Origin of the sequence: Acinetobacter sp. CIP 101966, from assembly GCF_000369725.1 — a bacterium.
Lineage (GTDB): Bacteria > Pseudomonadota > Gammaproteobacteria > Pseudomonadales > Moraxellaceae > Acinetobacter > Acinetobacter lwoffii_Q.
On sequence record NZ_KB850160.1, the window covers coordinates 1 to 25939 of the forward strand.

Sequence of the window (25939 nt, forward strand, 5' to 3'; positions counted from 1 at the left end):
GCATTGTCTCAAACCGATGCAAAAGTGGCTGAACATGAAGGAAAAATCAGCGCCAATACAACCAAAATTGATGGTGTATACGCACAAGTCAATCCAAAGTTAATTGGCTCCTCTGAAGACTTGATCGGTAGTACCGAAGGCTTTGCAGGCACATGGACTTTACAATCAGCAATGATTGAAAACGATATGGCTTTGAGTCAGCGAATTGATACCACAGTTGCACAGATTGGAGATAACACAGCGCTTATTCAGGCTGAAACTATTGCTCGGGCTAATGCGGATTCCGCACTGGGGCAGCGGGTTGATACCCTGCAAGCTCAAGTGGGTAATGATCTGCAACAGAATCTAGCAGCTATTCGCTCAGAAATGAGTGTTTTAGCTGACGCGGATTCTGCCTTGTCATCACGTGTGGATACTGTTCAAGCATCAACTACTGTAGCTCAATCAACCGCAGATCAAGCTATTTTAGATGCGCAATCTAAATCAGCAGCAGCGGAGGTGGCAGCAAAAACTTATGCAGAAGCGAAGGCAAAAGCCGAGGCGGATGCAGCAAAGGCATCAGCTTCAAGTGATGCAACCGCTAAAGCCAATGCAGCTGAGTCAGCAGCAAAAGCAGCAGCAGCGCTAGATGCCAAAAATAAAGCGGATGCTGCCGAAGCCGCCGCCAAGGCTGTAGCCAACGCAGCTCAGGCTACAGCCAATGATGCGCTTGGCAAGGCAAATACTGCGACGCAAAACATCGCGACGGTACAAAACCAAGTCAACACCCTGACTACACAGCAAGGGGCTACAGCAACGCAAGTTGGCACCATTCAAACAACCGTAGGTCAAAATACTGCGTCTATTCAGGAGGTCAGCCAATCAGTTAATGGCTTGTATGCACAAAAATACATCAAACTCGACGTAAATGGGAAGGTGGCAGGCTGGGGTGGCGCTAACGATGGCAAGGAATCTAACTTCATTTTGAACTTTGATTCATTTGCAATTGGTTCTGGTAATAGCACTGGTTATTACCCATTTATATTCCGCAATACGCCATTTACTGATCCGGTTACAGGCACAGTATTTCCTGTTGGTGCTTACATAAAGTCTGCATTTATGGACTACCAGTCTGTCAAAACTTCGCATATTGAAGATTTAGCGGTTAAGACTGCAAAGATTGATGATTTGGCGGTGACTACTGCGAAGATTGGCGATCTACAGGTTGATACGCTGAAGATTAAAGATAACGCTGTTACGGTGCCAATTGCTTCGTACAACGATACGCCAAATACATGGCCTTCAAGTATGACCATGCGATATCCCAGCACCTACGCAGGAGGCACTGCAACTCTGGATGATACCTCGAATGCCTTTGGCGATCTTATAAGCATCACACTGAATAGGTCTGGAGGTAAGTGTCGCATCGAGGGTAACGTAGAGTTTAAAAATCTACAGGCATCGGTATGGTCAAGCAATCAAACCGCCTTGGCAAATTCAAACCAAACACTATATGTAGGGCTTATTTTACTGAAAAACGGAAGCGTTATCCGGAGAATGCGCGTACCTGCCAATACAGTCTTGCTCGGGGACACAATTGCGCAGTTTAATGGATTTGTGAATATGCCTATCCACTTGGATGATGCAGGCACAGGGAATACAACATATACCTTGCGCATCGGCATAGGAACAACAAGGAACAGTCCGGCCGGAGTATATATGAGTAGGCCGGCTACACCTGCTGAGTATTGGCCTTCTGTAGTTTCAGCATCATTAGCAGTAATGGAGATTAAGAAGTGACAGCGATAGTGGAAAAAGCTACGGGGCGATTTATTAAGTCAATAAGCGCCCCTGACGATGTTGTAGAGATGAATACGCCTGAAGGGTGTCTTGCGGTTGAAGACCCTCCTGAACCAAATATGTATTATCAGGATGGCTGGGTAGCAATGCCTGCTCAACCAACCCTGTACCACATATTTAATTACGATCTAAAGGATTGGATTGATCCGCGCACCCTGGATGAAATCAAAGCCCAGAAATGGGCCGAGATTAAATCTGGGCGCGACAGTCTTGAATTTGGCGGCTTTGAGTTTGAGGGTGGTGTTTATGATTCAGATCAGGTTTCTCAAGGTCGGATTATGGGTGCAGCGGTTGCAGGCGTAGATCAAGTATGGACGCTGGCTGATAACACAACAGTCGAGTTAAGCGCATCACAGTTACAGCAACTCTATGCAGCACTACAAGCCCACATTGCAAGTGTTCACGAAAGAGGACGCATTGCTAGACAGTTAATCTTTGATGCTGAAACTAAAGAGCAAGTGGAAGAAATCAATCTCTAGCACCTTCGGGTGCTTTTTTATTACCAATAATTTAGGGGGCGCAATGTCCAACGATTATTCAACTGATCCGCCACCAATAACACCAAGTCAACTTTACGCAATTTCAGACAACATCAATCAGTTGCGGCAAAGCATGGAAAAATTGGCTGATGTGCCTCAAAAGATCGACCGAATGAGCATGCAGTTTGATCAACTTCAGGAAAAGCAAAAACACCTGGATAATAACCTGCAACAGGCAAAAGGGGATTTTGAAGCAGATCTAGACCGAACAAAATCAAGTATTCGAGCTGATATAAAGCAGCTGCGAATGGATGCTGAGGTAAGGCACAAGGAAACCGATATGCAGATCCGTGTGCTGCATGAAAGTAAAACCAAAATAGATAGTGTGACCAATCTGGTTCGCTGGGGTGGGATTGCAATCATAGGTGTCTTTGCTGCCGCCTGGAACAATCAAACTGCCAAAACCGACACAGTGAATGCACAAGCAATGGCAAATAGCCAGTCCATCCAAGTTCTTGAAAAACAATCTGACCAACTCTTAAGAACGGTTGAAGAAATCCGCAACAAACTTTATGAGCGAAATATGAGAGAGGAAAAATGAAATTAATCCCCGAAAATGTCTGGAAATATTTATCTGTAAAGCTCCCAATTATCGGAGCTTTTTTATTGGGTGTGCTGCCTGTTTTAATTCAGGAAGGCATCAATACGCAGCTTATCCCTGCTGAATACCATGCTATTTTGCTTTCTGTAGTTTTACCGGCACTAGCATACGTTGGCCGTAAGATTGCGCAGCCTAAAGTTAAGGGTGGTCCATAATGAAACACATTTTTGATTTCTTGCGAAAGATTAGTGGCGGCAAACTCACCCAGAAGCAGGTTGATGCTGCAGATAATCTGATTGCAACTGCCTATGACGATCTGAACGATGTATTAGGTATCGCCACAGATGAAATGCATGTGAGTCCAAGTGGAGTCGATTTGATCTGCAATTTTGAAGGTCTGCGACTGAAAGCCTATGATGATGGCGTAGGTGTATGGACTATTGGTTTCGGCACCACAAAATACCCAAATGGTATTCGTGTCAAAAAAGGGGATACCTGCACACTGGATCAAGCCAAAGCTTATATGCAGAACGATCTGAAATCATTTGAGCAGACTGTAAATAATACGGTCAAAGTTCCACTCAATCAGAATCAGTTCGATGCTTTAGTTTCACTGGCCTACAACATTGGATCAACTGCATTCAAAAATTCCACTTTGGTCAAACGATTGAATGAAGGAAATTATAAAGCTGCAGCCAATCAGTTTGATGTATGGGTGAATGCCGGTGGCAAGCGCATGCAAGGTCTGGTCAATCGCCGGGCTGCTGAAAAGGCCTTATTCTTAAAATGAAGTTATTTGCTTTATTGCTGTGCCTCCTCCTATCAGGCTGCACAGCTCATTCAATTACGACGAATGTGAATGTGGGGATTTGTGTGAAGGCTTTTTAAGTGAGGGTTAACCACCTATGAATACTCCTGGTATAGGGGAGAACCCTTCGGTATGTATTTTAGGTATTTCCCTCATGTGGGATGTGATACGACTATTGCCTTTGCTATCTTGCAGCCAATTATTTACCCCCTCAATAATTCGATAGCAAAAGGCTTCTAATTTTAGAAGAAGAATATTATTCAATTTTAGACAATCTGAATTCATTTCAGCCATAAATTCTATTTTTACAGATTTACTTTCATAATCTTTAATAATTCTCTCATCTTCAATGTTATTTGTTCCTTTATGGAGGTAACTACATCTTAGAGCAAAACATTCTTCACCAGATAAGAAGGTAGTTTCAACTTGGTCTGAACCGATGTGCGAAATATAATGATGTCCAACATACTTCTTAAACCATTTAGCGTATTTTGCACCGGATGTCCATCTATTCTCATTATCCATAGAGCAACAAATGTCTGGCAAAGTTAATGCCACAATCAAAGCTGAAAAATAATTTTTTGAGATCAATGATTGCTCAATAGATTTAGTGAACTGCAATAAGCGAGGCTCACTTGATTCAAGTCGACTTTTAGCAAAAGCTAATAGTTTTGCCCCTAGAATCTCCTGTTCTTCTCTTTCGTGTTGCTGTGTTCGCAAAGACTCATCTTCTTTTTGAGACTCTAATTCCAAGGCTTGCTTTTTTCTTTCTTCAAAATTACCGCGATTTTTTGCCTCACCCATATCATCACCCTTATAAATTACTTAATTTTTTCTGATCTCAAACCCCACCCAGACTCCTTCCTAAAAAAACTTCCTTCCTGAATCGTGTGCACTATATAAAAGTAGGTCCATGTTTTCATTTTTCCATCCATTCTTTTTATTTCAAGATGAGTGATATAATAAGCATAAACAAGAAGTTGTTAGCTGTGGATAACTTTAGGATTACGCCAGTTTTTCGCCAGTTATTCATAAGTATTTGTTTTTAGAAAATAAAAAGCCCCATGGTTAGGGGCTAGTCGTATATAGGTCAAGCCCATATACTGTAAGAGGCTCATCTCAAACTGCGTGTATTAGAACACAGCAGCCCGCAAATAACTATCTAAATCTGATTTAAACAGCCAATTGCTGTTCAATCACCGGCCATAAATTCTGATGCGACTTTTTAAACATCAGCATATGACCAATGGTTTTATAGGCATAACTTTTAGGTCTAAGTTCAATTATCTGGGTTTTTGCGTTTGGATATAAACGTAGTAAATCTTTCACGTTGGCTTCCGTGGCAATTTCATCATCCGATGACCAGATCGAGGTAATCGGGCAGGTGATTTGAGTATGAAAATCTGCTTTAGGTGATATAAGTTTACCGACCGCATTCATCACATAGCCCGGTTTACTACAAAACAGTGCCCATTCTCGTGCTACATCTTTAGGCAGGTTTTCACCCATACCAATCGCTTGAGTCGGGCCATAACCTTTTGTGATTCGAGCCAGTGGGAAAATGACATTAAACATGACCGGCGCAAGTAACTTGGTTTTACCTTTGAGTCCTTTCACATGTCCAGTAGAGCCAGAGACAGCCACCACTTTTGCGACTTTATCGTAATTTGGCACAATACCTAAAAGCTGACCACCGGCACTATGTCCAAGTAGGATCACTTTTTCTGCATTGGTACGCGTTGATAAAGCATCAATCGCGGTCGGTATATCCAGTTGCCCCCATTGCACAATACTGGCTTTTGAATTTTTCAACAGGCCATGTAGTGAATCACCAATCCCCCGGAAATCAAAGACCATAACCGCATAGCCTTGAGCTTGTAACCACACACAAAACTGATGATAAAACTGTTTAGTAATGCCAGTTGCCGGACAGACTAATACTGGAAGTTTGTCAGTTTCAGAAATAGCTGAATAAAAACGTGCACTTAAGCGATAGCCATCTTGGCACTGGAGAGTCAATGTTTCAAATTCAGACATACGTTACACTATATTTTTTAGAATCCTGATGAAGCTTTTAATATATAACCTGAGTTCGATGAAATATTTTAGCTTTTTAGCAAGTTTTGGAAAGTTGGCTTATTTGGATTTAAGCAATAAGCCACTATAGCAGCCATAATATTCACCATAAAGTTATTCACCGAACGATGACGTGAATGGTCAATTTGATGTAAGTTTTTTAACTGATCATTCACTGTTTCGATCAATCCTCTTCTGCAAAGCAATTGTTTTTCTTCTTCAGTTTGGATGGGTTTATTTTTCATATTCTTGCGTGACGGGGTTAATAGTCTGAGCCCCCTTGCTGCTAAAGCTTCAGTTTTTGCTTTACTCAGATAGCCTTTATCGCCCAGTAAAATACCTTTTAACTCTTGGGTTAAAGATTCAAGTACAGCAACATCATGAACACTTCCCGATGTAATCTTGAGATTAATAATTTCACCCAAGTTGTTGATAACAATATGGACTTTAAATCCATAAAACCAACCTGTGCTACTTTTACCACGACCAGCTAAGCCTTTAAATACACGATGTCTTTTAATTCTAAGATTATGGCAAACGACCAATTTAGTCGAATCAATAATACAAATTCCGGTATCTTCTCCTTTAACTTGATGGAAGAAACTACTCAAAGCTTGCAAACAACGCGGCATAATTTCAATAAAACGATTGTAACTAAGAAGCTTGGGAAAAGCTGATTTCCAAAATGGGATGATCATATGACAATAAAAATATTTGAAAAATCTAAACCCGGATTTATGAAATAAAATGACAATGGTCATGACTTCAGACAAGCTTAAAGCTGACTTTTTCATTGTTGTTTTTTGATCAGAAATTAGAGCTTTCTCTAAAGATTCATTAAACTTTTTGCAGAAATCATCCAAGATACAAAATAATTCGGTAATATAGTCCATGAAAAAGCCTTGCTCTGAAATGTTTTGTCTTCGTAACCAAGATATTACAGATGCTAAGGCTTTTTTTTATTTATTTTTTATGTCGAACTCAGGTTATATACATTTTTAGCAGGGTGACTCGGGGAAAATATGACTTAAACGTCAGTAAAATAACAGAGATGGAATAAACTTATGCAGCTAATGGAACTTGAGCTGGCCGTTAAAATAGCCATTATTTTTAGTGGAATCTTCTTGTGGATCGGGATGTTTACTGGTGTCTGGAAATATTGGCAGATCCGTCAATCGCCTCAATCACGCGCACATTATTATGTTGATATTGCGCATCGCAGTAGTCTGCTTTATGCACCTGCGACCTTAATTCTGGCAGTATTGGCCTATTGTTCGGTTTTGCCAAGTATGGTGAATCTGCTTTGCGTGCTGGTTAATATTGTGTTTTTCAGTTTTTCTATTGGGGCTTATATGCTGCATGGTTTACTACAAGACACCACTAATCAGTTTAAACAGCCGCATCAACTGGGTAAATTTCATTTGCCAGGAAGTTTAATGACTTTCGCCATGCTAGGTTTAATTGTCGCAGAATTGGGCGGGACAGGGATTTTGGTCTATGGAGCATTTGCGGGATTATTCTAATCTTCTTTTTATAGTTATTCTGAAAGGATGCTGGAATGTTTGAAAGTTAAAACACTTTTTTCACCAGATGGATGACTGGCCAAATCATCCATCTGGGCTAATTTAAAATTTGATTATCGGTATTTCTGGTCTATGGCAGCCCATAGGAAAAATGCAGCTGAGACAATCAGTGCATAGCCAAAGTATTCAAGTTTTAAATTACCTTGAATTAAGCAATGGACGGTTAAAGTCAGCATGAGTGCAAAAGTGGTGCATATAAATGTCACCAGATTGGTGTTGTTGGCTTTAAGAGCGTCAATGAAGACTTGCTTGTTGAAATGTAATGATAACATCTCCATCCCTCCCATTTATTCATATTATTGAAGATTAAAGCAGATTTAATCAGTCAGAATTGAATATATAGTTGTACTGTTTAATTTGGACCTTTGCAACTGCTGTGGCAGGCTTTTACAGTCAAAATGCTCATCTTTAGTCGTATAACTACATAATCACTTGATTAGGCAAGAATTATATTTTCAGATTTCACCTCCAGCTAATTTTGGAAATAAGATGTAGTCATCATTTGATTAATGCGACCAGATAGAAAATGCAAATTCTACGCCAAAGATATGTAGTGTTAATCAATACTTTGTAAGCCTGCGTATGACTCGGAGGGGGACTTGGTTTAAGTTGGCAACAATAGGTATCTAAAATCAGGAAATTAAAGTTTTGTTTATATTTATATAAAAAATAAAATAATTAAAGTGCAATTCTATACATCATATTTTATAGAAAATCTTAGTATCAAGATTTACAGCGGTGATTTGATGTCATTATTAAGAAACAATAAATGTCCGTTTGGGTAAAACCTGACAATTATTGATCACGCTCAAACCGGATTTTGGGTAAAAATACGATTTTTCAGACATCCTAGAAGTTTTAGTTTCTAATACGGTCAATCACAGCTGTAATCAGCAATACAATCATGGACGGGATAAACCAGGCCAGATTCTGATCTGATAGAGGTAAATTTTGCAGGAATGCAGGCAATTCAAAACCAGCGACTTTTAATCCATCAAAAATACCAAAGATCAAGGCCACCAGGGTCACTGGCGCAATCACATGAGATGGTTTCTTGAAGAAGTTTGCACAGAAGCTCAGCATAATGACGCTAATGGCAGGCGGATAAATCGCACTTAAGACTGGAACCGAAACAGCGATCAGTTTGGTTAAACCCAGATTTGAAATCACCAGTGAGAAGCCCACCAGAATAAATACAAAGATCTTGTACGGAATTTTGGTCAAGCTGGAAAAATACTCAGCGCAGGCACAGGTCAGACCAATTGCAGTGACCATACAGGCAATAAAAATCATGCCGGACAGGAAGTAAGCACCCATATCGCCAAAAGCATGTTGTACATATGCATGCAGGATAATGGCACCATTGGCTGCATTTGGTGCAATCTCATGGCTACCTAGTCCAAGTTTAAACAGACTTAAATACACCAGAGTTAAACCAATACCAGAAATAATGCCGGCATTCACTGCATATTTGGTAATCAGTTTTTTATCGGTTACACCACGTGAAGTAATGGCTTTAACAATCACAATACCGAAAACTAAAGCGCCCAAAGTATCCATGGTTAAATAACCATTTACGAAGCCTTCAGTCACTGGACTGGTAACGTAATTATCGATCGCTGCAGGCGGATTGCTGGCAGGGATCATCACGGCTGCTACACCCAAAATTATCAAAGAAATAATTTTAAGTGGTGACAGGAAATAGCCGACGGTATCCAGAATCTTGTTTGGATATAAAGATACGATGGTCACCACAGCAAAATAGATGATGCTGTAAATGAGCAGGCTGCCAGATTCATTGCCAAAGTAAGATGAAAAACCGATTTCATAAGAAACGGTTGCGGTACGCGGCGTCGCAAATAAAGGGCCAACAGCTAAGTAACAGATTACAGTCAGCAAGATGCTGGCTGCTTTGCCAAGAGGCGAGCTTAGTGCCTGAATGGAACCTTCAACGCGAGACAACGCAATAATGGTAATCACGGGTAAGCCGACTGCTGTAATAAGGAAACCTAAAGCAGCGAGCCATACGTGTTCACCGGCTTGTTGAGCCACAATCGGTGGGAAGATAATGTTGCCCGCACCAATAAATAGTGCAAAGGTCATAAAACCTAGGGCGACAATATCCCGGGTACGCAGACTTGTCATAAAGGGAGATCAATAGAACAAAAGAAAGCGATTTTAGTGTATATGTCCAATTTTTTGGAGTTTATTTTAAGGCTGGAAGCCTTGATTCTAGTGAGTTTGCGGATCACATAACCGGTCATTCAAATCTTGGTAGAAATATATGTTTGATAATTCGCTGAAAAATATATTTTTCCTTACAAGCTCAAAAAATATCTGCACTTGATATCAAAATATGTCAGTTATTGTTTGTACAAATAAGCAGCAGTGAAAAGTCCTATTTCAAGGAAAATTGCTGTGCCGAAACTCAACAACTGCGACATATTTCGCAAAAAAGGGATTATAATTCAGGGATTCATAGTGAGGATGGGTATATGCGAGCTACAGCGATTAGTCTTAAAACTGAGCAAGATGTTGAAAAACTGCGGATATCTGGGCGTTTGGCTGCAGAGGTTTTAGCGATGATCGGGGAGCATGTCAAGCCAGGTGTCACGACTGAATATCTGGATGATCTCTGTCATGATTTTATTGTAAATACATTAAAAGTGACGCCAGCCAATATTGGCTATTATGGCTATACCAAAACCACCTGTATTTCACTGAATGAAGTGGTTTGTCACGGCATTCCATCATCAAAAGTCGTTCTTCAGGATGGCGATATTATCAATATTGATGTTGCCATTATTAAAGACGGTTATTTCGGTGATACCAGCCGGATGTACTATGTCGGAACTCCATCTCCAGAAGCCAAGCGACTGGTCAATACCACCTATGAAGCTATGGTAGCCGGGATTCATGCAGTGAAGCCGGGCGCGACCCTGGGTGATATTGGTTATGCGATTCAAACGGTCGCACAGCGTGAAGGCTATTCCATCGTGCGCGAATATTGCGGTCATGGCATCGGCAAGGTCTATCACGAACAGCCAAACATTCTGCATTACGGCCAGCCGGGTCAGGGCATTAAACTGGTTCCGGGCATGGTGTTTACCATTGAGCCGATGGTGAATATGGGAAAAGCCCGCGTCAAAGAGCTGAAAGATGGCTGGACTGTGGTCACCACGGATAAATCCTGGTCTGCGCAATGGGAACATATGGTCTATGTGACTGAAACCGGGTTTGAAGTGTTGTCGCCTTGGCCTGAAGGCACAGGTGAGTATCCGGAGATTTAAAATATTGATTGCATGATCTTTATTTAGATAATCCACTTACATAAATTACAACTCACTCGTGATTGTTGACGAAAACATACAAAACACTACATTAAACAGTGGTTTAGGATTGTATATCTGATTAAACTAAGAGTCAGATACATAGTTCCTTTTTTCGCTCACTATGCTGTAGTGAAAGTTTCTCTAGCTCATTTTTCCCCAAGAATGAGCTATTTTTTTGTCCAGTTTTCCTCAACAGCATATCACTTAGCGCTGATTTAATTCAGCGACCAGATAGTCAATAAAGACCCGTACTGCGGGCAATAAGCCGCGACGTGAAGGATAAACCACATGGAAAATACCATGCGGCGCTTTCCAGTCAGGGAGTACCCGAACAAGTTCACCACTTGCCACGTAATGCTCGACCACGTTATCTGGTAACAAAGTAACGCCTGATCCTGACGCGGCCAATTGTGCCAGCATATTTAAGTCAGAACCCATAACGGTTGGACTGACACGAATTTTTTTCTGTTCCTGCTGTTCATTTTGTAAGGTCAGAAACTGTTCGGTATGATCTTCAGCCATACTCAGGATTTTATGTTCAGCCAGTTGCTCAGGGTTTTTCAGTTCACCAAATTCATTTAAGTAACCCTGACTGGCGAATAGATGCTGCTCAATTTTTTCAAACTGGCGAATCACCAGATTCGGGTCATCATCCAGACTGGAACGGACGCGTAAGGCCAGATCAAAGCCTTCATTGATAATATCGACCCGGCGATTGGTGATCATCATCTGGACTTTAATTTCAGGATATTTTTTCAAAAAATCTGGCAGAATTTTTGCCAGTTCGTTCTGGGCAATAGAGACGGGCAAGCTGACTTTAATAGTTCCGCGCGGTTCGGTACTCAAATGGTCGACCAGATCATGCGCTGCCTGTGCAGCACTCAGCATGACTTGGGCATGCCGGTAAATATTCATGCCGATATCGGTGACAGCAAAATGACGCGAACTGCGCTGAATCAGACGTACGCCCAGGCGCTCTTCCAGATTAAACACCCGGCGGCTAAGTTTGGATTTGGGAATATCAGTTGCACGTTCGGCTGCACTAAAGCCGCCATGTTCCACCACCTGAGCGAAACAATAAAAGTCATCCAGATCAGACAGCATGGTTTAATTCCATTCTTGCAACGATAAGCTGATTAAAAATTGATTGTTGCATACTGTCAATCAGAGAATGTAGTGCATAAAGATTTTAATTCGCGGATTTCAGTAAACCTAGCAGTGTTTGCATGCCATCGGTCGCGTTTTGGGGGATTTTGTAAAACTGTGCAGGCAAATACTGCTGCTCGGCTTTCGGGTCGATGTAATAGGCCTGACAGTACGCAGGAATATCATGAATTAACCCGGCGACCGGATAAACCTGTAGGCTGGTGCCAATCACCACAAAAATATCGGCATCCTGTACACAGTCTTGGGCTTCTTCATACGCGGGCACGGCTTCGCCAAACCAGACCACATGCGGACGTAACGGATAGCCTGCCTTACAAAAGTGTTGATTTAAATCTAATTCAGCACCTTCAATTGGATAAAACTCGGTCGTGCTTTGTGCATCGGGGCCTGAGCTTTTGGCCAGACGAATATTGCCATGTAAATGGATCACCTTGGAGCTGCCGGCACGTTCATGCAAGTCATCAATATTCTGGGTGATTACATGCACATCAAACTCATTTTCAAGATCGGCAATTAATTGATGTGCGGCATTCGGCTGTGCTTCCAGAATGTTTTTACGGCGGGCATTATAAAAGCGTTGCACCAGTTCTGGATTTTTGGCCCAAGCTTCAGGTGTCGCGACCTCTTCAATCCGGTATTGTTCCCAAAGTCCATCACTGTCGCGAAAAGTATGAATGCCACTTTCGGCGCTCATGCCTGCACCGGAAAAAGCCACCAACTTTTTCATTGTTCTATCTCCTGAATCTTTAGGCAGCTGAAGTGCTAGATTGTGAATTTTCATTTAAAAAGATGCCAAGTTCTCGGGCAAATTTTAGCGGTTCAGTCAGTAAAGGTGTATGGCCGGATTTGCTGAAAAGTATCTGTTTGGCCTGAGGCAGACTTTCTGCAATCAGGTGCTGACCTTCAAAAGGATATAGCTTGGATTGTACGCCGCTAAAGAAAGTCACCGAACAGCTGAGCTGGGCCAATGCCTCTCGGTAATCCTCACGATGGTATAAATAATTGTTGATATACCACGCCATATAATCCACCCGGCTGGAAGGCATTAACAGACTTTGCAGGCGAGGTTGATTCAAAATGAATTCGAAAGCTTTCAGACTATATTTTTGTTGATTTTGTAGCTGAATAAACTTTAGCCATAGGGCGGCAATTTGTTTACGGACAGAAACGTCAAGATCACGGATCAATTCAACTTGCTGATATTGCGTAAGTAGGACAGAGAGCTGCTGCAGGATGTCGATAAATTCCTGATAACGTGGACCAAAAAGTCCAAAAGCCCAAGCATCATCGACCGGAATTTTGGGAGTCTGATCAATGTGCAAATAAGCAGAAATCTGACTGGCAAAGTTGTCATAATGCATGCCGTGCATTGCGGTGGTTGCACCCATGGAATAGGCAATGACGATGACTTGATCTAATTCTAGCTGGGTCAGAACTGAACGCACATCCAGCCAGTGACTGGAAATTGCATCCCTATCTGGCGGAATTTTACAGCGACTGGAAGCCCCAAAGCCGCGCCATTCTGGAATAATGAAACAGAAATTTTTCTGATGCGGATAAAGAAAAGCTTTCCATTGCCAGCTCAGCATGCCAAGTCCCGAGAGCACCAGTACAGGCTGTCCCTGACCATATTCGCGTACAAATAGCTGTTCACCATCGGGCATGCGATAAAAGGGCATGTGTGTCTCCGTATTTAGAATTATTTTGCGTCAAATTGTTTGAGTCGCGGAATGACTTGTTCCAGCCAGGAAATCCAGCCCAGTTCCTGATCAATCCCCAGTTGCAAAATCATTTTATGAATATACAGGGTACGGTCAGTTTCGTCCGCTTCGGCAAAGTCCTTGGCAAAAATCTGCTGATAGGTTTTCAGTTTTTCTTTATGCAGTTCTAGATGGCGTTCCAGCTCTGCCAAGGTGTTATTGCCACCAAGCTGGGCTTCGGCACGTAAACGCACCATCAGTTCTTCGCGCAGTTGTGCCGGTGGGCTTTGTTGCAGCATCCAGTTGGCCAGTTCTTCCCGGCCCAGACGTTCCACTTGATAAGTCTTTTTGCGGCTATTCGAGTCTTCCTCTTCTATCGTCGAAATCCAGCCTTTTTGCAGCATGGCATTCAGCTCGCGATAAATCTGCTGATGAGTGGCATTCCAGAAGAAGCCCATGGAACGGTCAAAACGGCGAGCCAGTTCGATTCCGGTGCTAGGTTTTTCAATCAGGCTGGTCAATAAAACATGCGCTAAAGACATAAACGTCTCAAAAAAGTGACTCGGGATTATTATGCAACATGTTGCATAAAAATCAATTCTGGCATATAAATTAGTGCAACAAGTTGCATTAAACTGGAAAGATTGAGGGATCAAACTGCCAGTTGCTAAAACAATAGCCAGCCTAAACGCATGCTCAGGAGTTGAAATGTCTAAATATCCGAATTTACTTGCCCCATTGAACTTGGGTTTTACCACACTTAAAAACCGCGTATTAATGGGTTCCATGCACGTTGGTCTTGAAGAAGCACCCGGCGGATATGATCGGATGGCAGCTTTTTATGCAGAGCGCGCCAAAGGTGGAGTCGCTTTAATCGTCACCGGCGGGATTTCACCAAATGATCATGGCGTAACGTTTCATGGCGGTTCCAAACTTGACACCATTGAAGAAGCTGAAAAGCATAAGGTGATTACCCAGGCCGTACATGAAGCGGGCGGGAAAATTGCCATGCAGATTCTGCATACCGGACGTTATTCTTATCAGGCTGAAAATGTCGCGCCATCCCCAATTCAGGCACCGATCAATCCAGTCAAACCGCATGCTTTAACTTCGGCTGAGGTGCAGCAAACCATTGATGATTTTGCCAATTGTGCCAAGCTGGCTCAATACGCCGGTTATGACGGTGTAGAAATCATGGGCTCGGAAGGCTATCTGATTAACGAATTTATTGCAGCACGTACCAACCATCGTGATGATGAGTGGGGTGGAAGCTATGCAAACCGCATCCGTTTCCCGATTGAAATCGTACGCCGTACCCGTGAAATGGTCGGTGAGAACTTTATCATTATTTATCGCCTATCTATGCTGGATCTGGTCGAAGGCGGTTCAACTCTGGAAGAAGTCATCCAGTTGGCCAAAGAAATTGAAAAAGCCGGTGCGACCATTATCAATACTGGCATTGGCTGGCATGAAGCGCGTATTCCGACCATTGCCACCAAAGTGCCACGTGCAGCCTTCACTTGGGTCACGCGTAAGCTGAAAGGTCAGGTGAAGATTCCTTTAATCACTTCAAACCGTATTAATACTCCGGAAATGGCTGAATATGTATTGGCGTCTGGTGATGCTGATATGATTTCCATGGCCCGCCCAATGCTGGCAGACTCTGAGTTTGTCTTGAAAGCGGAGCAGGGTCGTAGCGATGAGATCAATACCTGTATCGGTTGTAATCAGGCCTGTCTGGATCATATTTTCTCAATGAAAATTGCCACCTGTCTGGTCAATCCACGTGCCTGCTATGAAACAGAACTAATTTTTAAAGAAACCAATGTGGCAAAAAATATTGCCGTGATTGGTGCGGGTCCTGCAGGTTTAAGCTTTGCTGTGTATGCTGCAAATCGTGGTCATCAGGTGACGGTATTTGAAACCGCTGCTCAGATTGGTGGACAGTTTAATATTGCCAAGACTATTCCAGGCAAGGAAGAGTTTTATGAAACCTTGCGTTATTTCAAACGCCAGATTGAATTACAGCCACGTATCAAATTGCAACTGAATCATAAGGCGAGTCTGGAAGAGCTGGCTCAGTCAAACTTTGATGACATTGTGGTGGCAACAGGCGTGACACCGCGTCAGCTTGAGATTCCAGGCATTGATCATGCAAAAGTACTGTCTTATCTGGATGTTCTGAAAGAGCGTAAGCCAGTGGGTCAGCGAGTTGCCATTATTGGTGCAGGTGGTATTGGTTTTGATACAGCCGAATTCCTGAGCCATGAAGGGGAAAGTGGCAGTATCAATCCGGAAAAATTCTATGATGAATGGGGTATTGATACTGACTATGAAAATGTCGGTGGCTTAAAAGCCGCAAATGTAGAAAAACCGCAACGTGAAATTTATTTATTGCAACGTAAAGCCGCTTCAGTCGGCGCGAGTCTGGGTAAAACCACAGGCTGGATTCATCGTACCGGTTTAAAACACCGTGACGTAAAAATGATTGCGGGCGCCAGCTATGAAAAAATTGATGATCAGGGCTTACATATCGTCGTGAATGACAAACCTGCAGTACTAGAAGTCGATCATGTGATTATTTGTGCCGGTCAGGAATCTTATACCGCCATGTTTGATGAGCTAAAAGCAGCCGGGAAAAATGTGCATCTGATTGGTGGAGCGAAAGAAGCGGGTGAATTGGATGCCAAGCGTGCAATCCGTCAGGGTGCTGAATTGGCGGCGGTGATTTAATTTAAAAACGTCAAGCTTTATTAACCTCTCCCTTGCGCAGCAGTGCTACTTGTATCTTGATTGATATAGTGATTAGCTACCACTATACGCAAATTGTAGAGTTTGGAGTGCTGCTAAAATCTTAAATTTGAACCTGAGATAAAACCTACAATTTGCCCTTATCCCTCATACAACTCTGAACGGTAACTAAGCACTTTGATGCTGTATTCACAAGGTAAGATGATGGTTAATGGGATAAAAATCATAGCTTAAACTCAAGGAATATCACCATGATTATGCTAGGTATTGATGTCAGTAAAACCAAAATAGATTGTTGCATTTTTCCTCAAGGTTTGACTGGAAAAAGAAAAAATAAAATATTTACTAATACAGAAAGTGGCTTTGGCAGTCTGCTCAAATGGCTCATCACTCTTAAAATTGAACCTGATCAAGTGACAGCAATCATGGAAGCGACTTCGGTTTATCATGAGAATTTGGGATATTATCTATATGATGCAGGTGTAAAGGTTTGTGTGGCTAATCCTTCACGAGTAAGAGCCTTTGCCAAAGGCATGTCCATGCTAAATAAAACGGATAAAGCTGATAGTGAAGCTCTTTCACGTTATGGTTACACCGCAAAGTTAATCATATGGCAGCCTGAACCTGAAAATGTCAGATTATTAAAAGCTTTACTAGGCAGACGAGATGTCTATCTAGGTAGTCTATTGCAGGAAAAGAATCGACTTGAAAAGGCGCAGTCCACTCATACCTCCGTTGTTGTGATTAAATTACTTGAAGAGAATATTGAGTATTTAAATCAGCAACTTGAAAATATTGATAAGTTAATAAATAATCACATAGATCAAGATCCAACATTGAAACAGGATTTGAAATTACTGCAAACTATTCCTTCAATCGGTGAACGATCAGGCTTATTACTGTTGGGGTTATTTCATTCGCACAAGTTTGAAAAAGCAAGTCAAGCTGCTGCATATGTAGGTTTGGTTCCAGTACATCAGTTGTCTGGCAGTTCAGTCAACAAGCAAAGTCACTTATCAAAAGCAGGTGACAGTAAAATACGCTCAGTATTGTATATGTCAGCATTAACAGCGATTAAATATAATCCACACATTGAAGCTTTATATCAACGATTATTAAGCCAGGGTAAAAATAAAATGTGTGCTTTAGGTGCTGCAATGCGCAAGCTTATACATCTGTGTTATGGCGTTTTAAAACATCAGACTGCCTATCAAAGAGATTATTTATTGGTCGAATAATCTCAAAACCTGATTGACTACCAAGACGGTATCTCATCTCCTATAAGGAGAGGGATAAATCGGTATAAAAAGTGTTATCTCCCTCTCCCTTTGGGAGAGGGCTGGGGTGAGGGAGATTAATTTTTTAATAACAAAAAAGGAATCTAAAATGACCATCGAAAATACCAGAAAATCCATTGCACGCTGGCATGAGATGCTGGAAACCCGTGATATGTCGATCTTGAATGAACTACTTGCTGAAGAAGTGGTATTTCGTTCGCCTGTGGCTTTTCAACCTTATCCTGGAAAACAGGTGGTATTTTTTATTTTGACCAATGTCATTCAAGTCTTTGAAAACTTCACCTATCACCGTGAATTTATAAGTGAAGATGGTAACAATGTCGTACTTGAGTTTTCTGCCAATGTGGGCGATAAAAAACTAAAGGGAGTTGACATGATTCAGTTTAATGAAGAGGGTCAGATGATTGATTTTGAAGTCATGATTCGACCTAAGTCCGGACTTGAAGCCCTGGCTGTACAGATGGGCCAGCGGATGCAATCATTCCAAGCTAAAACTTAATTCGAACTATTGATTCAAGTCGGCATGAAATTTGTAAATCACAGCTAGTACAACTAGAGGGGGATGACAGATGAAAATGTTGCTTAAAAAATTGGGTCAGCTTTCCAGTGAGTATCTGGATCGTTTCAGTGGAGCAGACGAGCCGACCCTGTATTACAATCCGAATGGTGTATTTTCAGGACTCATTGAGCGCTTACCGCAGCTGCAACAAAAATATCGTCCTACACCTTGGTTAGCCAATGCACATGCACATATTCTGTATTTCGATTTAATTAAAAAACGCACCATTAAACTGAAATATGATGCGCTTGAACAGCTGAAAATGTCAGATGGTGGAATTACCGGTATTGCCTGGTATGGACTCGATCTTCCGGCAAGCACGCCGACCATTGTATTACTTCATACTATTACCGGTTCTCCTGAATCAATGCGTGAACTGGTTCGTGATCTGCATAAATATACGGGTTGGCGTGTTGCATTGTGTTTACGCCGTGGTCATGCAGACTTACCCATGCCTGTGCCTAAAATGAACCTGTTTGGTTCAACTCAGGATTTGCGTGAGCAGCTCTTGTATATACAGGACAGATTTCCTCAGTCCGATCTCTATGGGGTTGGATCTTCTGCGGGTACGGGATTGTTAGTGCGTTATCTGGGCGAAGAAGGTGAACAAACCCCACTCAAAGCGGCTTTTGCCTTATGCCCTGGCTATAACACTGAAACCGGTTTTGCCAATGTGCATCCGTTTTACAGTAAAGTCATGGCCAAAAAACTGATTAAGCGCTTTATTCATCCTTATCAGGAAACCTGGCAGGTCTGCCCAAGCTGGAAACAGTTATTAGAAGTTAAAGATCTGTCTGAATTTGAAAAACTTTATTTTGAACTGGCCGGATTTGCGGATTATGCCAGTTATACTCAGGCAACCAATCCGATTTATGTGTTTGAAAGTGTCAAAATCCCACTGATGATTTTAAATGCGGAGGATGATCCGGTTTGTCACATCCGAAATTTAGAACCTTATAAAGAAAAAATTCGGGCGATGTCTAATATTATGGTGATTACCACCAAAAAAGGCAGTCATTGCGGCTTTTATCAGGGCTTGATGCAAACCGAATCTTGGGCTACCCGACTAATGACAGACTATTTGATTCACTTATCTCGTGCACCGGCAACAGTATCTGCTTAAAAAGTTCCAATAAAAAACCCAGCATCTGCTGGGTTTTTTGATGAATGATACTGTAATTAGTCAAGTGCTGGCATCGCTGCGGCAATTGCGTCAGCAACCGCATCATCCTCAGACTTGTTTTCTGGATTTGAATTGGTTTTAGGTGTGGTCGCAGCAGGCTTTGACGCAGGTTCTTCGCGGGTTTCAGGCACTGGTGCCGGCTCAGTAGTTTCTGGTTTTTTGATTTCACGACGGATTTCAGTCGTGGTGTTTTCAGTTTGCTCACGTTGAATTTCAACCGTTGGCGCTACTTCCTCTTCAATTGCCGCTGGCTCTACAGGTTCAAGCGGTTCAAATTGCGTTGGTTCTGGAGTCGAGATTTCAGATGCTGGAGTAACTTCTACTTGCTCTTCTTCTTTTGGTGCTTCTTTTTTTACACACGCAGTTAATGTCAGGCCAGTCAGGATTAGGGTGGAGATTAAAAGTTTCTTCATCATCATTGCATCAAACATAAAAGTGTGGAGTGGATACACTATTATAGCAGCAAAATGCAAGATAGAAATCATATGAACTTACTGTAATTTTTTATAGGAATTGCTGTTAGAATAGTCAATTGTTTATTGTTCTTTGAATTGATGCGGATTGACTTTGCTTTCTAGGTACAAGGTAAAGTAAAATTGCGCAACATTGCAGGCCGATTTAGGCTCGATTGTACGAGAAACCCAATGACCCATTTTATTTTCGTTACTGGTGGTGTAGTTTCATCACTAGGTAAAGGTATTTCAGCTGCTTCTGTTGCTGCACTTTTAGAAGCTCGTGGTTTAAAAGTGACCATGGTAAAAATGGATCCATACATTAATGTCGATCCAGGGACAATGAGCCCATTCCAGCATGGTGAAGTTTTTGTTACAGAAGATGGTGCTGAAACAGACTTAGACTTGGGTTACTACGAACGTTTCTTGCGTCGTGCGAAAATGACCAAACTAAATAACTTCACATCAGGCCGTGTTTACCAGGATGTTCTAAACAAAGAACGCCGTGGTGACTATCTAGGCGGTACTGTTCAAGTTATTCCACACATTACTGACAATATCAAAGAGCGTGTACTTCGTGCAGGCGAAGGTTATGACGTTGCGATCGTAGAGATCGGCGGTACTGTAGGTGACATTGAATCTCTCCCATTCATGGAATCTGTACGTCAGTTAATGGTTGAACTTGGTCATAAACGTACCATGTTAATGCACTTAACGTTACTCCCATACATTAAGTCTGCAGCAGAATTAAAAACCAAACCAACACAGCACTCTGTTAAAGAACTCCTGTCGATTGGTATTCAGCCAGACATTCTCATCTGTCGTACAGAGTACGATGTAGATGCAGATACGACGCGTAAGATTGCATTATTTACCAACGTTGAAGCACGTGCCGTTGTGGTATGTAAAGACGCACGTTCGATCTACCAGATTCCACGTACATTCTACGAACAAAATGTTGATGATTTAATCTGTGAACGTTTTGGTTATAACGATCTTCCTGAAGCTGATTTAACAGATTGGGATAACGTTGTAGAAGCATTACTGAACCCTGAATACACCGTACGTGTTGCAATGGTCGGTAAATACGTTGAACTTCCAGATGCTTACAAATCTGTCAACGAAGCACTTTTACATGCGGGTATTCAAAACCGTGTGAAAGTTCAGATTGACTACGTAAACGCTGAAGAGCTTGAAGGCCAAGATGTAGCAGAAGTATTGAAAGATGCTGATGCGATTCTAGTTCCTGGTGGTTTCGGTGAGCGCGGTACTGAAGGCAAAATGAAGGCGATTCAGTTCGCACGTGAGAACGGTGTGCCGTTCCTCGGTATTTGCTTGGGTATGCAGTTGGCTGTGATCGAATACGCACGTAATGTTGCTGGTATTGCAGACGCGACCTCGACTGAATTTAACCGTTCAACCAAATCTCCATTGATTGGTTTAATTACTGAATGGTTAGATGAGCGTGGTGAAGTTCAGCAACGTTCTGCTGATTCTGATCTGGGTGGCACGATGCGTTTAGGCGCGCAAAAATCTGAACTGGTTGCAGGGACTAAAACTGCAGAAGTTTATGGTTCTGAAGAAATCATCGAGCGTCACCGTCACCGTTACGAGATGAACAACCGTTATATCCCAGTGCTGGAAGAAAAAGGCATGAAGATTTCTGGTTATTCTCCGGTACAGCATCTGGTAGAAACTGTTGAAATTCCTGCACATCCTTGGTTTATTGCAGTACAATTCCACCCGGAATTTACCAGCTCGCCACGTGATGGTCACCCGTTGTTTGCAGGTTTCATTGATGCTGCGAAAAAGCAGTACCAAAAAACCAAATAATCGGTGCGTAGGACACAACTAGGGAAGTTTAAATGTCGCAATTAAAACCACAAGAAATTGTACGTTTGGGCGATATACAAATGGCAAATCATTTGCCATTTGTATTATTCGGCGGAATGAATGTACTTGAATCTAAAGACCTGGCTTTTGAAATTGCAGAGACTTATGTCGATATCTGCACACGTTTGGGCATTCCTTATGTGTTCAAAGCCAGCTTTGATAAAGCCAACCGTTCAAGCCTGAACTCTTTCCGTGGCCCAGGCCTGGAAAAAGGTCTCGAGTGGTTAGCTGACATTAAAAAACACTTTAATGTGCCGATCATCACCGATGTGCATGAGCCGTACCAAGCGGCTCCTGTTGCAGAAGTGGCAGACATTATTCAATTGCCAGCTTTCTTAAGCCGTCAGACGGATCTGGTTGAAGCCATGGCAAAAACGGATGCGATCATCAACATCAAAAAAGCCCAGTTCCTGGCTCCGCACGAAATGCGTCATATTTTGCATAAGTGTCTGGAAGCCGGAAATGACAAGCTGATCATTTGTGAACGCGGTTCGGCATTTGGCTATAACAATCTGGTTGTAGACATGCTGGGCTTCGACATCATGAAAGAAATGAATGTCCCGGTTTTCTTTGATGTGACCCATGCCTTACAAACCCCAGGCGGCCGTGCAGATTCTGCCGGTGGTCGTCGTGCGCAAATTACAACGCTTGCACGTGCGGGTATGGCAACGGGTCTTGCAGGCTTGTTCCTGGAAGCACATCCAGATCCGGAAAAAGCCAAGTGTGATGGTCCATGTGCGCTGCGCATGTCTCAGCTTGAGCCGTTCCTGGCACAGCTAAAAGAATTGGATACCTTGGTTAAAGGTTTCGAAAAGTTAGATACACACTGAGTTTATCACTCTTGCGCTGCCGTATAGGCAGCTCATATTAATCAACTGAGGAATAGTTCATGAGCCAAATCGTTGACATTCGTGCACGTGAAATTTTGGACTCTCGTGGTAACCCTACCATCGAAGCAGACGTAATCTTAGCATCTGGCGTAGTTGGCCGTGCATGTGCACCATCTGGTGCTTCAACTGGTTCTCGTGAAGCTTTAGAACTTCGTGATGGCGATAAAGCGCGTTACTTAGGTAAAGGCGTTAAAACTGCGGTAAATAACGTCAATACGTTAATCCGTGACGCTTTGGTCGGTAAATCAGTATTCGAACAAAAAGACATCGATAACACGATGATCGCGCTTGACGGTACTGAAAACAAAGAAAAATTAGGTGCAAACGCAACTTTGGCAGTGTCTTTGGCTGCTGCTCGCGCTGCTGCTGAAGAAAAGAAAATTCCTCTTTTCCAATACATCGCAGATCTTCGCGGTCAAACGATTCTAACCATGCCTGTACCAATGATGAACATCATCAATGGTGGTTCACATGCAGACAACAATGTCGATATTCAAGAATTCATGATTGAGCCAGTAGGCTTCACTTCATTCTCTGAAGCGCTACGTGCCGGTGCTGAAATCTTCCATTCACTTAAATCAGTATTAAACAAAAAAGGTTTAAACACTGCGGTAGGTGATGAAGGTGGTTTTGCACCAAACTTGCGTTCAAACGAAGAAGCAATTACGGTTATTCTTGAAGCAATTGGTCAAACTGGCTACAAAGCAGGTTCTGACATCATGCTTGCGCTTGACTGTGCATCTTCAGAATTCTACAAAAATGGTCAATATATTCTTGCGGGCGAAGGCAACAAAGCGTTCACAAGCAACCAGTTCTCTGACTATTTAGCAGGTCTGGTAAACCAGTATCCAATTATCTCGATTGAAGATGGTTTGGACGAATCTGACTGGGAAGGCTGGTCTTACCTGACTTCTATTCTTGGCGACAAGATCCAGTTGGTTGGTGACGACTTGTTCGTAACGAACCCGAAAATTCTGCAACGTGGTATCAACGAAAAAGTGGGTAACTCGATTCTGATCAAATACAACCAGATCGGTACCTTGACTGAAACTTTAGATGCCATCTACCTTGCGAAAGAGAATGGTTACTCTACTGTAATTTCACACCGTTCAGGTGAAACGGAAGATTCAACGATTGCTGATCTTGCAGTAGGTACAGCAGCGGGTCAAATCAAGACTGGTTCACTTTGCCGTTCTGACCGTGTAGCGAAATATAATCAATTACTTCGTATTGAAGAATTGACTAATGCTGCATATCGCGGTAAAGCTGAGTTCAAAGGTTTGAACTAAGCGACTTATGTCAATGTTAAATGTATTCGACTCGACTGCGAGTAAAGTACTGTTGGGCCTTGCGATCATTTTGATCGCAGGGTTTCAATATTTATACTGGTTTGGTGAAGGTGGTTATCATGATCATCAGCAACTGACCCAGAAAATCCAGCAACAGATGGAATTGAATGATGAGCTGAAAGAGCGTAATCGCGTTCTGGCGGCAGAAGTTTATGATTTGAAGAATGGTATTGAAGCCATCGAAGAACATGCGCGTTTAGATCTTGGTCTGATTAAGCCACGCGAAACTTTTATTCAAATGAGCACGATCAGTACTCAATATAAACCGATCTATCTTAATCCTAATTCTAAAGTAGACCTGCGAACCAATGAGTCAGCTGAAGCACCAACTACACCCTAAACTTTGGGTCATTCTTCCAGCTGCAGGTTCCGGTAGCCGTTTCTCCAAAACAGAACTGAAACAATATCAGATGATTCAAGAGCGTACTGTTCTTGAACATACGGTGACTCGTCTGAATCAACTGCCTTTGACGGGTTATGTCCTGGCGATTGGTGTACAGGATAATGTCGCAAAAACGCTTCCATTTTCCAGGCTGGAGAAAGCCCATTTTTGTTTGGGTGGTGCCGAGCGGGTGAATTCCGTGTTAAATGCACTGAACTATTTATCTCAAATCGCTTCTGAAGATGACTGGGTGTTGGTACATGATGCGGCACGTCCGTGTGTCAGTCAGGATTGTCTGCAACAGTTGGTCAATACGGCAATTACCAAGGATAGGGCTGCGATTCTGGCGATTCCGGTGCGAGATACACTTAAGCGTGTAGTAACCAATTTTGATATTGAGGAAACAGTGGATCGCTCGATGCTCTGGCAGGCACAAACGCCACAAATGGCCAAGCTAGGTGTGTTGAAACGGGCGCTTGAGCAGGCTTTGCAAGATGGTGCCACGATTACCGATGAAGCCAGTGCGCTGGAACATATCGGTAAGCCGGTGAGTGTAGTACAAGGTCGTTCCGATAATATTAAAATTACCTATCCGGATGATCTGGAACTGGCCAGGCTGATTTTACAGGCTCAGGCTTAAAAATATATTCAAATAATATTTAGGGTCTGTTGACATTTACTGTTCATAATTAACCCTATAAAGGTAGCCATAAAAATATACAGGCTAAAGCAACAGAACTTTGATAATTTCTTTTGAGCTTGTCATATCGAGTAGCTATTCCTCTAAATTGCTTTAATCTACAAAACATATTTTCAACTAAATGCCTGATTTTATATAAACACCAGTCCATATGGTCATTGTTTGATTGGCTATTTGTTTTCTTTGGTATATTCGCTTTAGTCCCTGTTTTCCTGATCTGTTCACGCAGTGGTTCTGAATCATAGCCTTTATCTGCACATACCACTTTTGTCTCTTTTAAATCTAATGTTGATATTAAATCAGGTGCAACTTTAACATCATGTGTGGTTCCATCGGTAATCATGAAATCAATAGGATTGCCATGTGCATCAACAATCAAATGTATTTTTGAGGAGTTTCCTCCTACACTTTTAGAAATAGATTGATTCGCTATACCGGCAGAATGTTGATGAGCACGTACATGAGAGCCATCAATAAAAATCCACTCCATATCGGGGCATGAGGCTAGTAATTTGAATAATCTAAGTAACTTACCGCTGCTTGACCAACGATTAAAACGTTTGAAAATAGAGTTTGAATGACCAAAACAACAAGGAATATCTCGCCACGGACAGCCTGTTCTAATTCTATAGAGAATAGCTTCAATAAAATTGCGTAAATTTGAGTTGTGGTGAATGGATAAATTACGCAGAATAACTTTCAACTTTTGCCAGTGTTGATCTGTCAGCATGGTACGAGGCATAGCGAATAGTAAAATTGGGTTTGGCGATTTGATTTTACTACTTCGCTATTTTTTTAAGCTAAAAGTGTCAACACACCCTAAATAAAAGCAGAATAAATCTGGCTGTAGCGATCTATTCGCTATAGCTTTCACTTATAATTTTGCCATCATTCTTT

The 25939-nt window shown here is 42.2% G+C and carries 26 protein-coding genes and 1 pseudogene; 16 read left to right on the forward strand and 11 right to left on the reverse strand.

The window, feature by feature from the left end:
- From F891_RS18045 to F891_RS06070, 5 genes and pseudogenes are all read left to right on the forward strand, one after another.
- Positions 1–1779, forward strand: a pseudogene (locus F891_RS18045) (phage tail protein); the annotation flags it as partial.
- Positions 1776–2318 carry a DUF4376 domain-containing protein gene (locus F891_RS06055; RefSeq protein WP_005262713.1) on the forward strand — a complete coding sequence of 181 codons (543 nt, stop codon included), beginning with the start codon at positions 1776–1778 and terminating at the stop codon, positions 2316–2318. The pseudogene F891_RS18045 and the gene F891_RS06055, both read left to right, overlap by 4 nt.
- A 43-nt stretch (positions 2319–2361) precedes the next feature.
- Positions 2362–2919: a hypothetical protein gene (locus F891_RS06060; RefSeq protein WP_005262714.1), complete on the forward strand. Its 558-nt coding sequence runs from the start codon at positions 2362–2364 to the stop codon at positions 2917–2919.
- Positions 2916–3134: a DUF7940 domain-containing protein gene (locus F891_RS06065; protein ID WP_005262715.1), complete on the forward strand. Its 219-nt coding sequence runs from the start codon at positions 2916–2918 to the stop codon at positions 3132–3134. The genes F891_RS06060 and F891_RS06065 overlap by 4 nt, the downstream gene beginning before the upstream one ends.
- Complete coding sequence (locus tag F891_RS06070; RefSeq protein ID WP_004645288.1) at positions 3134–3709, forward strand: lysozyme; 576 nt, start codon at positions 3134–3136, stop codon at positions 3707–3709. The genes F891_RS06065 and F891_RS06070 overlap by 1 nt, the downstream gene beginning before the upstream one ends.
- Before the next feature lie 105 nt (positions 3710–3814).
- Here F891_RS06070 and F891_RS06075 read toward each other — a convergent pair whose 3' ends face one another.
- The 3 genes from F891_RS06075 to F891_RS06085 form a co-directional block, all read right to left on the reverse strand.
- Positions 3815–4531, reverse strand: coding sequence for a hypothetical protein (locus tag F891_RS06075; protein WP_005262716.1), 717 nt, complete (start codon positions 4529–4531; stop codon positions 3815–3817).
- 369 nt (positions 4532–4900) lie between these two features.
- Positions 4901–5764, reverse strand: coding sequence for an alpha/beta hydrolase family protein (locus tag F891_RS06080; RefSeq protein WP_005262717.1), 864 nt, complete (start codon positions 5762–5764; stop codon positions 4901–4903).
- Positions 5765–5832: 68 nt separating this feature from the next.
- Positions 5833–6696 (reverse strand): IS982 family transposase, encoded by an 864-nt coding sequence (locus F891_RS06085; RefSeq protein WP_004729973.1) that lies wholly within the window; start codon positions 6694–6696, stop codon positions 5833–5835.
- Positions 6697–6867: 171 nt separating this feature from the next.
- Between F891_RS06085 and F891_RS06090 the strand changes: the two genes are divergently transcribed.
- Positions 6868–7326 (forward strand): hypothetical protein, encoded by a 459-nt coding sequence (locus F891_RS06090; protein WP_005262718.1) that lies wholly within the window; start codon positions 6868–6870, stop codon positions 7324–7326.
- Between the two features lie 113 nt (positions 7327–7439).
- Here F891_RS06090 and F891_RS06095 read toward each other — a convergent pair whose 3' ends face one another.
- Both F891_RS06095 and brnQ read right to left on the reverse strand, forming a co-directional pair.
- Positions 7440–7658 (reverse strand): hypothetical protein, encoded by a 219-nt coding sequence (locus F891_RS06095; RefSeq protein ID WP_004645284.1) that lies wholly within the window; start codon positions 7656–7658, stop codon positions 7440–7442.
- 586 nt (positions 7659–8244) lie between these two features.
- The gene (gene brnQ, locus F891_RS06100; protein WP_005262728.1) at positions 8245–9531 is read right to left on the reverse strand and encodes a branched-chain amino acid transport system II carrier protein; all 1287 of its coding nucleotides are present in this window, start codon (positions 9529–9531) and stop codon (positions 8245–8247) included.
- Between the two features lie 350 nt (positions 9532–9881).
- On the opposite strand from brnQ, the gene map reads away from it, so the two are divergent.
- Positions 9882–10676 carry a type I methionyl aminopeptidase gene (map, locus tag F891_RS06105; protein WP_005262743.1) on the forward strand — a complete coding sequence of 265 codons (795 nt, stop codon included), beginning with the start codon at positions 9882–9884 and terminating at the stop codon, positions 10674–10676.
- A 246-nt stretch (positions 10677–10922) separates the two neighbouring features.
- On the opposite strand, the gene F891_RS06110 is transcribed toward map, so the two are convergent.
- From F891_RS06110 to F891_RS06125, 4 genes are all read right to left on the reverse strand, one after another.
- Positions 10923–11822: a LysR substrate-binding domain-containing protein gene (locus tag F891_RS06110; protein ID WP_005262745.1), complete on the reverse strand. Its 900-nt coding sequence runs from the start codon at positions 11820–11822 to the stop codon at positions 10923–10925.
- Positions 11823–11907: 85 nt separating this feature from the next.
- Positions 11908–12612, reverse strand: a complete 705-nt coding sequence (locus F891_RS06115; protein ID WP_005262746.1) for an SIR2 family NAD-dependent protein deacylase — start codon at positions 12610–12612, stop codon at positions 11908–11910.
- A 19-nt stretch (positions 12613–12631) separates the two neighbouring features.
- Complete coding sequence (locus F891_RS06120) at positions 12632–13564, reverse strand: alpha/beta fold hydrolase (protein ID WP_005262748.1); 933 nt, start codon at positions 13562–13564, stop codon at positions 12632–12634.
- 20 nt (positions 13565–13584) lie between these two features.
- Positions 13585–14127 carry a PadR family transcriptional regulator gene (locus tag F891_RS06125; protein ID WP_005262757.1) on the reverse strand — a complete coding sequence of 181 codons (543 nt, stop codon included), beginning with the start codon at positions 14125–14127 and terminating at the stop codon, positions 13585–13587.
- Between the two features lie 166 nt (positions 14128–14293).
- Here F891_RS06125 and F891_RS06130 point away from each other — a divergent pair, with 166 nt between their 5' ends.
- From F891_RS06130 to F891_RS06145, 4 genes are all read left to right on the forward strand, one after another.
- A complete protein-coding gene (locus F891_RS06130; protein WP_005262759.1) occupies positions 14294–16318 on the forward strand; it encodes an NADPH-dependent 2,4-dienoyl-CoA reductase in 2025 nt (674 codons plus the stop codon).
- Positions 16319–16587: 269 nt separating this feature from the next.
- On the forward strand, positions 16588–17574 hold the full coding sequence (locus F891_RS06135; RefSeq protein WP_005251678.1) for an IS110 family RNA-guided transposase: 987 nt from the start codon (positions 16588–16590) through the stop codon (positions 17572–17574).
- Between the two features lie 148 nt (positions 17575–17722).
- Complete coding sequence (locus F891_RS06140) at positions 17723–18133, forward strand: nuclear transport factor 2 family protein (protein ID WP_005247220.1); 411 nt, start codon at positions 17723–17725, stop codon at positions 18131–18133.
- Between the two features lie 70 nt (positions 18134–18203).
- Positions 18204–19316, forward strand: a complete 1113-nt coding sequence (locus tag F891_RS06145) for a YheT family hydrolase (RefSeq protein WP_005262760.1) — start codon at positions 18204–18206, stop codon at positions 19314–19316.
- A gap of 56 nt (positions 19317–19372) precedes the next feature.
- Here F891_RS06145 and F891_RS06150 read toward each other — a convergent pair whose 3' ends face one another.
- Positions 19373–19795 carry a hypothetical protein gene (locus tag F891_RS06150; RefSeq protein ID WP_370940779.1) on the reverse strand — a complete coding sequence of 141 codons (423 nt, stop codon included), beginning with the start codon at positions 19793–19795 and terminating at the stop codon, positions 19373–19375.
- 225 nt (positions 19796–20020) lie between these two features.
- Here F891_RS06150 and F891_RS06155 point away from each other — a divergent pair, with 225 nt between their 5' ends.
- Genes F891_RS06155 through ispD form a run of 5 tightly spaced genes read left to right on the forward strand, consistent with a single transcriptional unit; the run spans position 20021 to position 24982 of the window.
- Entirely contained in the window at positions 20021–21661 is a 1641-nt protein-coding gene (locus F891_RS06155; protein WP_004278723.1) for a CTP synthase, read from the forward strand.
- A 32-nt stretch (positions 21662–21693) separates the two neighbouring features.
- Positions 21694–22551: a 3-deoxy-8-phosphooctulonate synthase gene (kdsA, locus tag F891_RS06160; protein ID WP_004278721.1), complete on the forward strand. Its 858-nt coding sequence runs from the start codon at positions 21694–21696 to the stop codon at positions 22549–22551.
- Positions 22552–22610: 59 nt separating this feature from the next.
- A complete protein-coding gene (eno, locus tag F891_RS06165) occupies positions 22611–23900 on the forward strand; it encodes a phosphopyruvate hydratase (protein WP_004278719.1) in 1290 nt (429 codons plus the stop codon).
- A 7-nt stretch (positions 23901–23907) separates the two neighbouring features.
- Positions 23908–24300 carry a septum formation initiator family protein gene (locus F891_RS06170; protein ID WP_004645271.1) on the forward strand — a complete coding sequence of 131 codons (393 nt, stop codon included), beginning with the start codon at positions 23908–23910 and terminating at the stop codon, positions 24298–24300.
- Positions 24269–24982: a 2-C-methyl-D-erythritol 4-phosphate cytidylyltransferase gene (ispD, locus tag F891_RS06175; protein WP_004278717.1), complete on the forward strand. Its 714-nt coding sequence runs from the start codon at positions 24269–24271 to the stop codon at positions 24980–24982. Before F891_RS06170 ends, ispD begins: the two co-directional genes overlap by 32 nt.
- A gap of 55 nt (positions 24983–25037) precedes the next feature.
- Here the strand turns inward: ispD and F891_RS06180 are convergent, their stop codons facing one another.
- Positions 25038–25784 carry an IS5-like element ISAba31 family transposase gene (locus F891_RS06180; RefSeq protein ID WP_005262761.1) on the reverse strand — a complete coding sequence of 249 codons (747 nt, stop codon included), beginning with the start codon at positions 25782–25784 and terminating at the stop codon, positions 25038–25040.
- Positions 25785–25939: the final 155 nt, after the last annotated feature.